Source organism: Povalibacter sp. (genome assembly GCF_036735925.1).
GTDB lineage: Bacteria > Pseudomonadota > Gammaproteobacteria > Steroidobacterales > Steroidobacteraceae > Steroidobacter.
Window position 1 is genome coordinate 49,285 of the sequence record NZ_DAINNK010000011.1, and the last position, 6,153, is coordinate 55,437.

A 6,153-nucleotide genomic window follows, 5' to 3' on the forward strand; every position below is an offset into this window, starting at 1 on the left:
GTGCAACGGCCGCACGGTCGAACCGTGACGCACTTTTGCGCGGTTCGATGATCCTGTGATCCGGGTCACAGCGCCCGGACGACGCTCAGGCGATCTGCGTGATGGTGACGATGGCGCGGTTCGAGGCCAGCGACTCGACGCCGAGTGCGCCGACGGCGAGGGTGCCGCTGACGATCGTGATGGCGAGCAGCAGGCAGACGGCGCTCTGGACGAAACCGCGATCGATGTGACGAGTGAACATGGCAGGGCTCCTTGGATCTGTGGTGGCGTCCACCGCGTGGACTTGCCTTAGGTATTGCAGGGAGCGTGCCAACGCGAATGCACAGCCGATTGACGCGGAAAAGCCTTGAATTCCGCGTGATTCCTGCGCTGGCGCAGGGAGACGTGTCCGGATCGTGTGTCCGCGGAGTGTCCGCGTACGCCGGCGACAGTGTCCGGTGTCCGGCGTTACTGCAGGAACGCGGTCAGTTCGTCGAACAGTTCGTCCGGGCATTGTTCCGGCATCCAGTGTCCGCCCGGCAATGCCCTGCCTGTGACGTCGTCGGCTTTGGTTTTCCATGTGTCGAGCACGTCGAACAGCCTGTGCATTGCGCCCTGCATTCCCCACAGCACCCGCAAGGGACAGTCGATACGCCGCTCCGCGTCGGCGGCATCATGGACGAGATCGATCGTGGCGCCGGCCCGGTAGTCCTCGCACATGGCATGCAGCGTGGCCGGGTCGCTCGCGCATCGAAGGTACTCGGCGAATACGCGCTCGCTGATGACGGACGGCACGAGACCGCGAAAGACGCCGCGAAGAAACGTCTCCATGCTGTTGCCGAGCAGCGTCTCCGGCAGCGGCGCCGGTTGCGGCAACAGCAGCCAGTGAAAGTAGGCGAGGCCGAGTGCCTTGCTCATGTTGTCGTACAGCGTGCGTGTCGGCACGATGTCGAGCAGCACGATCTTCGACAGCGACCGCGGGTGATCCAGTGCCATGCGATGCGCGACGCGTGCGCCGCGATCGTGTCCGACCAGAAAGAACCGCTCGTGTCCCAGCGCACGCATCACCGCGACTTGATCGCGCGCCATCGAGCGCTTCGAGTAGCCTTCGTGATCGATGCCGTCCGCGGGCTTGCTGCTGTCGCCGTAGCCGCGCAGGTCGGTGACGATGACCGTGAAGCGCTGGGCCAGGCGCGGCGCCAGCAACCGCCAGATGAGTAAAGACTGCGGCCATCCGTGCAGCAGGAGCACCGGCGGTCCATCGCCCGATCGCACGCCGTGAATGACGGCTTCGCCCGTATCGATCCGTACGGGCTCGAACCCGGGGAAGAACGGCAGTGCGCGACTCATGCCGGCGATTCTACGCCGCGCGCTGCGACCGTCGTCTATTGCAGTCGGGTGGGCTCTAGCAGCTGCACGCTGAATTTGTTTTCTGCATCCATCCAGATACGCGTTGCCGCCAGACGCGCCGAAGCGGCGAGTGCGGAAAAGCTCTCCAGCGTGTACTTGTGGCAGAACTCGGTGCGCAGATGTTCGCCCTGGGCGAATCTGATCGGCGTACTGGCGACGGTCACCGTCTGATCGCGCGTGCTGACGAGATGCATCTCGATCCGGCTCTGCGCTTCGTTCCACACGGCCTCGTGCCGGAATCCGCGCAGGTCGAAATCGGTGCCCAGTTCGCGGTTGATGTGCCGCAGCGAGTTCAGGTTGAACTGTGCGGTGACGCCAGCGCGATCGTTGTAGGCGGTCCGCAGGATGTCCGGATCCTTCTTCAGATCGATGCCGATGAGGACGGCGCCTTCTGCACCGACGATGGCACGCATGCGTTCCAGCACCTGGCGCGCCTGATCGCGACTGAAATTTCCCAGAGTGGAGCCCGGGAAGTAGACGACGCGTCGTTGCGCCGCCTGCGCGGGTTTCGGCAGGTCGAAGGGCTGGGTGAAGTCGGCACACACCGGATAGATGCGTACGGCGGGATAGTCGCGGCCGAGCGTGTTGGCCGCCTCGATCAGATGCTCGCGGGCAATGTCCACCGGCACGTAGGCGACCGGTGCCACGAGCTGATCCAGCAGCAGGCGCGTCTTCAGGCTCGTGCCGCTGCCGAATTCGATGAGCGCGGCCTGCGGACCGATGATCTGCGCCATCTCCGCGGCATGCGCCTGCATGATGGCCAGTTCGGTGCGCGTGAGGTAGTACTCGGGCAGTTCGCAGATGCTGTCGAACAGCGTCGAGCCGTATTCGTCGTAGAACCACACCGGCGACAGTTCTTTCGGCGTGCGGCGCAGGCCTTCGAGCACGGGAGCACTCAGCTCGTCGACACGGGAGGCGGCAACGACATTCGGACGCTTCGACATCATGGACTCCTGACTTGCTTCCCTCCTCCGCTTGCGGGGGAGGGCAGGGAGGGGACTCTCAGAGATCGCGCGCCAGCCGCAGTCCCATGAACTGCCAACGCGCCTGCGGGTAGAAGAAGTTCCGGTAGCTCGCACGTACATGATCTGCCGGCGTCACGCAGGAGCCGCCGCGCAGCACGAACTGATTGCACATGAACTTGCCGTTGTATTCGCCTAGCGCGCCGGCGGCGGGCCGATAGCCGGGATAGGCGAGGTAGGACGAAGCGGTCCATTCCCACACGTCGCCGAATAGCTGGCGGACGCGCTCGCCGTTGCCGGCAGCTTGCGGATGCAGCGGCGCTGCTGCGAGATCGCGCGCAAGGAGATTGCCTTCGATCCTCGTTCGCGCCGCCGCCAGCTCCCACTCGGCCTCGGTGGGCAGCCGCGCGCCGCTCCAGCGGGCGAAAGCGTCGGCCTCGAAATAACTCAGGTGGCAGACCGGCGCGGCCGGATCCAGCGATTGCATGCCGGCCAGCGTGAATTCTGCGTCGAGCGATTCATTCCAGTAGAACGGCCGCGTCCAGCCCTCGTTCGACACCGTGGACCAGCCATCGGACAACCAGAAATCCGCGCGGCGATAGCCGCCGTCGCGCACGAACTCGGCGTACTCGGCGTTGGTCACGAGCCGGTCGGCGAGCGCATACGCTTCCGTCAGCACACGGTGCCGCGGCATTTCGTTGTCGAAACAGAAATGCTTGCCGGTGGCGCCGATCTCCTCGATGCCGCCGTCGAACGTCACGAAGCGCAGCGGATCGACGGGATGCGACGGCACGCCGGGCGTCGCGGCGCGATAGGCCGGCAGCAGCGGATTGCGGGAAAACAGGTGCTTGATGTCGGTGAGCATCAGTTCCTGATGCTGCTGCTCGTGATTCAGTCCGAGCGTCGCCAGTTCGATGATGCGAAAGTTCTCCGGCTCGTCTTCGAGCAGGCGCTGCATGTGCTCATCGACATGCGCGCGATATCGCATCACCTCAGCGATCGTCGGACGCGTCAGCAGCCCGCGGTTCGGCCGCTCGTGCATCGGGCCGAGCGTCTGGTAGTACGAGTTGAAGAGGTAGTCGAACCGTTCGTCGAACGACGCGTAACGTCGCGCGTGCGGCTTCAGCAGGAATTTCTCGAAGAACCAGCTCGTGTGCGCGAGATGCCATTTCGCCGGACTCGCCTCCGGCATGCTCTGCACGACGTAGTCCTCGATCTGCAGCGGCTCGCAGATCGCCACCGACAGGGCGCGCACCTGCGAATAGCGCTGCGCCGGCGACAGCAGCGCATGCGCCGGATATCCGGTGGGGAGGGTCTTCGCGGTTGCCATTACTCGCTCCTTATATGTGTATGCGTAACCGGCAAGGGAAGAGCTGATCCAACGCCTGATGCGCGACGAAAGTTGCAGCGGGCCGATATCGCCATGTCCCCTCCGTTCGTCCCATAAAAACATGGACTTACGCCGTCTCTCGTGGCGTGCAGCATGTGCCGCCAGACGCTGGTCGTCTTGGACAATCCCGCGCAGACCCGACCCGGTTTGTCCTTGACGGCCCGTCGCCTCACCGCTCTAATACGCGCCCCTCCGGCCGTTCCGGTCCGAGACCCGGGCTCATGCCCGATCAGCCCTCCGTGGCCAGGTAGCTCAGTTGGTAGAGCAGCGGACTGAAAATCCGCGTGTCGTTGGTTCGATTCCGACCCTGGCCACCATTTCCCCGAGAAAACAAGGGTTTTTCGTGGTTCACCGCGCGGACTGTAACGCGTTGAACATGACACCATCGGACCAGTTTTCGATCACGAACCCAGATGTGGACGAGCAGCTAAACACCTCGCTAGACGGTCTCCACTCGCTCGTGGAGATCTGACATGGCATCCATTGATCAACGTTCGAACAAGCGTTCGAAGAAGACTTGGTGCGCACGCGTGCGAGTAGGCGGGATCAAGGATCAGACCGATTCTTTGACACCAAAGCGGAAGCCGAGACATGGGCCAAGCGCGTCGAGATGCAACGTGGCATACCGCCGCAAGAGCGGTTGAAAGAGCGTGGCGAAGAACGCCATGCGCCTCGACCTTTCCTTGATCAACGTGTTTGTTCAAGCCGCCGGGCGCTTTCCGGGATCCGGCCAGCCATCCGGCCATTACAGGGGCCGAGATAGTTACAATTCATTGATTCTGCATCTACTATTCCGGCCACAAATCCGGCCACCGATGGCCCGGTTGAGGGAGTTCTTTGAGGCCCACTGCTGCCGAGCCGTTCATGCCCGCGGAAGGCACCGACGTGCTGGAGAACCTCGCGTTCGATCTGGCGCGCGAAGCCAGTGAACTTTCCGGACAGCTTCATCCCACCGTTCGAATGTCGGTGGCCGAGCTGGTTCGGTCGATGAACTGCTACTACTCGAACTTGATCGAAGGTCACAACACGCACCCTCGGGATATCGATCGTGCGCTGGCAGCGGACTATTCGGCCGACCCTCATCGGCGGGATTTGCAGCTCGAAGCGCGCGCTCACATCGAGGTGCAGCGAATGATCGATGCACGCGCAGATTTTCCCAGGCCGCCGGCTTCACGAGCGTTCATCGAGTGGACGCACCGAGAGTTCTGCTCGCGGCTGCCAGAGAGTCTGCTCACGGTCGAGAATCCGGATACGCATGAGCGGTTGCAGGTCGTCCCGGGTGAGTTGCGCAGGCGAGGAGTGGCGGTGGGACGGCACGTGCCGCCACCGGGCGAAGACTTGCCGGCTTTCCTGGATCGTTTCGAACATGCCTATTCCTCGGAACGACTCACGAAACCGCGACAAGCCATCGCCGCCGCTGCGGCTCACCACCGACTTCTGTGGGTCCATCCGTTTCTCGACGGTAATGGTCGCGTCACGCGCTTGATGTCGCATGCGATGCTGCTCGATCTCGGTGTGGGCTCGGCTCTATGGTCGATCTCCAGGGGTCTTGCGCGTCGCTCAGCCGACTACAAGCGTCTGTTGATGGCAGCGGATGAACCACGCAAAGGCGATCTCGACGGCCGGGGTGCTTTGTCGCAAAGCGCGCTGATCGACTTCTGCGCCTTCTTTCTCGAGTGCTGTCTCGATCAGGTTCGCTACATGCGCGAGCTGCTCGAACCCTCGGAGCTGCAACGCCGCATCGAGCTGTATGTGCGGGATGAAGAGGATGCAGAGCGTCTGCCGAGGCGTAGCTTTGCTCTGCTGCGAGAGGCTTTGCTCTCTGGAGATCTGGATCGAGGGCGTGTTCCCAGGCTCCTCGACGTGAGCGAGCGAACCGCCCGTCGTGTGATCTCCGCCCTTGTCGAAAAGAAGCTGCTCGTATCAGAGTCGCACAAGGCGCCGCTGCGTCTGGGATTTCCGATCGATGTGATCGAGCGGTGGTTTCCAAGACTGTATCCGGTGGCCTAGCAAGATGCTGAGCGACACGCGCAACGCGGACATTGCCTCAGCGGCGGCTGTCGAAAAACTCGCCGAACATGACATGCCCGGCCAGACGTCAGACTGGTGAAAGAAGACCGGAGCCGCGAAGGCCACCGAGTCAGCGGCGATGACCCGCGTAAACCTGCCTTTCGCTGGCACGCTTCAGCAGCAACTCCGCGACCATGTCGCGCGCCTGGTCGCGGGTGAGGCCGGGCGGCAGTTCGAACACTTCGCTGGGATCGAACGGATTGGCGATCAGGGTCGGCGGGGCTTCTTCAGTAGACTCATCAACGGCCACAGGATCGGGCACCGGCGCCCAGTTCGAGACGGGTCGCTCGACGATGCGCTGCGGCGGCGCCAGTTCCGCGAGCGAGACGATGGCGATCAACG

Annotated in this window: 6 protein-coding genes and 1 tRNA gene; 2 read left to right on the plus strand and 5 right to left on the minus strand. The window is 63.2% G+C overall.

What is annotated here, in order from left to right:
• Positions 1-85: 85 nt before the first annotated feature.
• The 4 genes from V7D81_RS05635 to egtB all read right to left on the minus strand — a co-directional run bounded on the left by V7D81_RS05635 (position 86) and on the right by egtB (position 3,681).
• Complete coding sequence (locus tag V7D81_RS05635) at positions 86-241, minus strand: hypothetical protein (protein WP_324315144.1); 156 nt, start codon at positions 239-241, stop codon at positions 86-88.
• A gap of 206 nt (positions 242-447) precedes the next feature.
• Positions 448-1,329 (minus strand): alpha/beta fold hydrolase, encoded by an 882-nt coding sequence (locus V7D81_RS05640; protein WP_324315146.1) that lies wholly within the window; start codon positions 1,327-1,329, stop codon positions 448-450.
• Between the two features lie 35 nt (positions 1,330-1,364).
• Positions 1,365-2,333, minus strand: coding sequence for an L-histidine N(alpha)-methyltransferase (gene egtD / locus V7D81_RS05645; protein ID WP_324315148.1), 969 nt, complete (start codon positions 2,331-2,333; stop codon positions 1,365-1,367).
• A 58-nt stretch (positions 2,334-2,391) separates the two neighbouring features.
• On the minus strand, positions 2,392-3,681 hold the full coding sequence (gene egtB / locus V7D81_RS05650; RefSeq protein WP_324315150.1) for an ergothioneine biosynthesis protein EgtB: 1,290 nt from the start codon (positions 3,679-3,681) through the stop codon (positions 2,392-2,394).
• Positions 3,682-3,982: 301 nt separating this feature from the next.
• Between egtB and V7D81_RS05655 the strand changes: the two genes are divergently transcribed.
• Both V7D81_RS05655 and V7D81_RS05660 read left to right on the plus strand, forming a co-directional pair.
• Positions 3,983-4,058 (plus strand) — tRNA-Phe (locus tag V7D81_RS05655).
• A gap of 547 nt (positions 4,059-4,605) precedes the next feature.
• Positions 4,606-5,751 (plus strand): Fic family protein, encoded by a 1,146-nt coding sequence (locus V7D81_RS05660; protein ID WP_324315152.1) that lies wholly within the window; start codon positions 4,606-4,608, stop codon positions 5,749-5,751.
• A 130-nt stretch (positions 5,752-5,881) separates the two neighbouring features.
• Here V7D81_RS05660 and V7D81_RS05665 read toward each other — a convergent pair.
• A partial coding sequence (locus V7D81_RS05665; RefSeq protein ID WP_324315153.1) for a hypothetical protein occupies positions 5,882-6,153 on the minus strand: 272 nt, incomplete at its 5' end.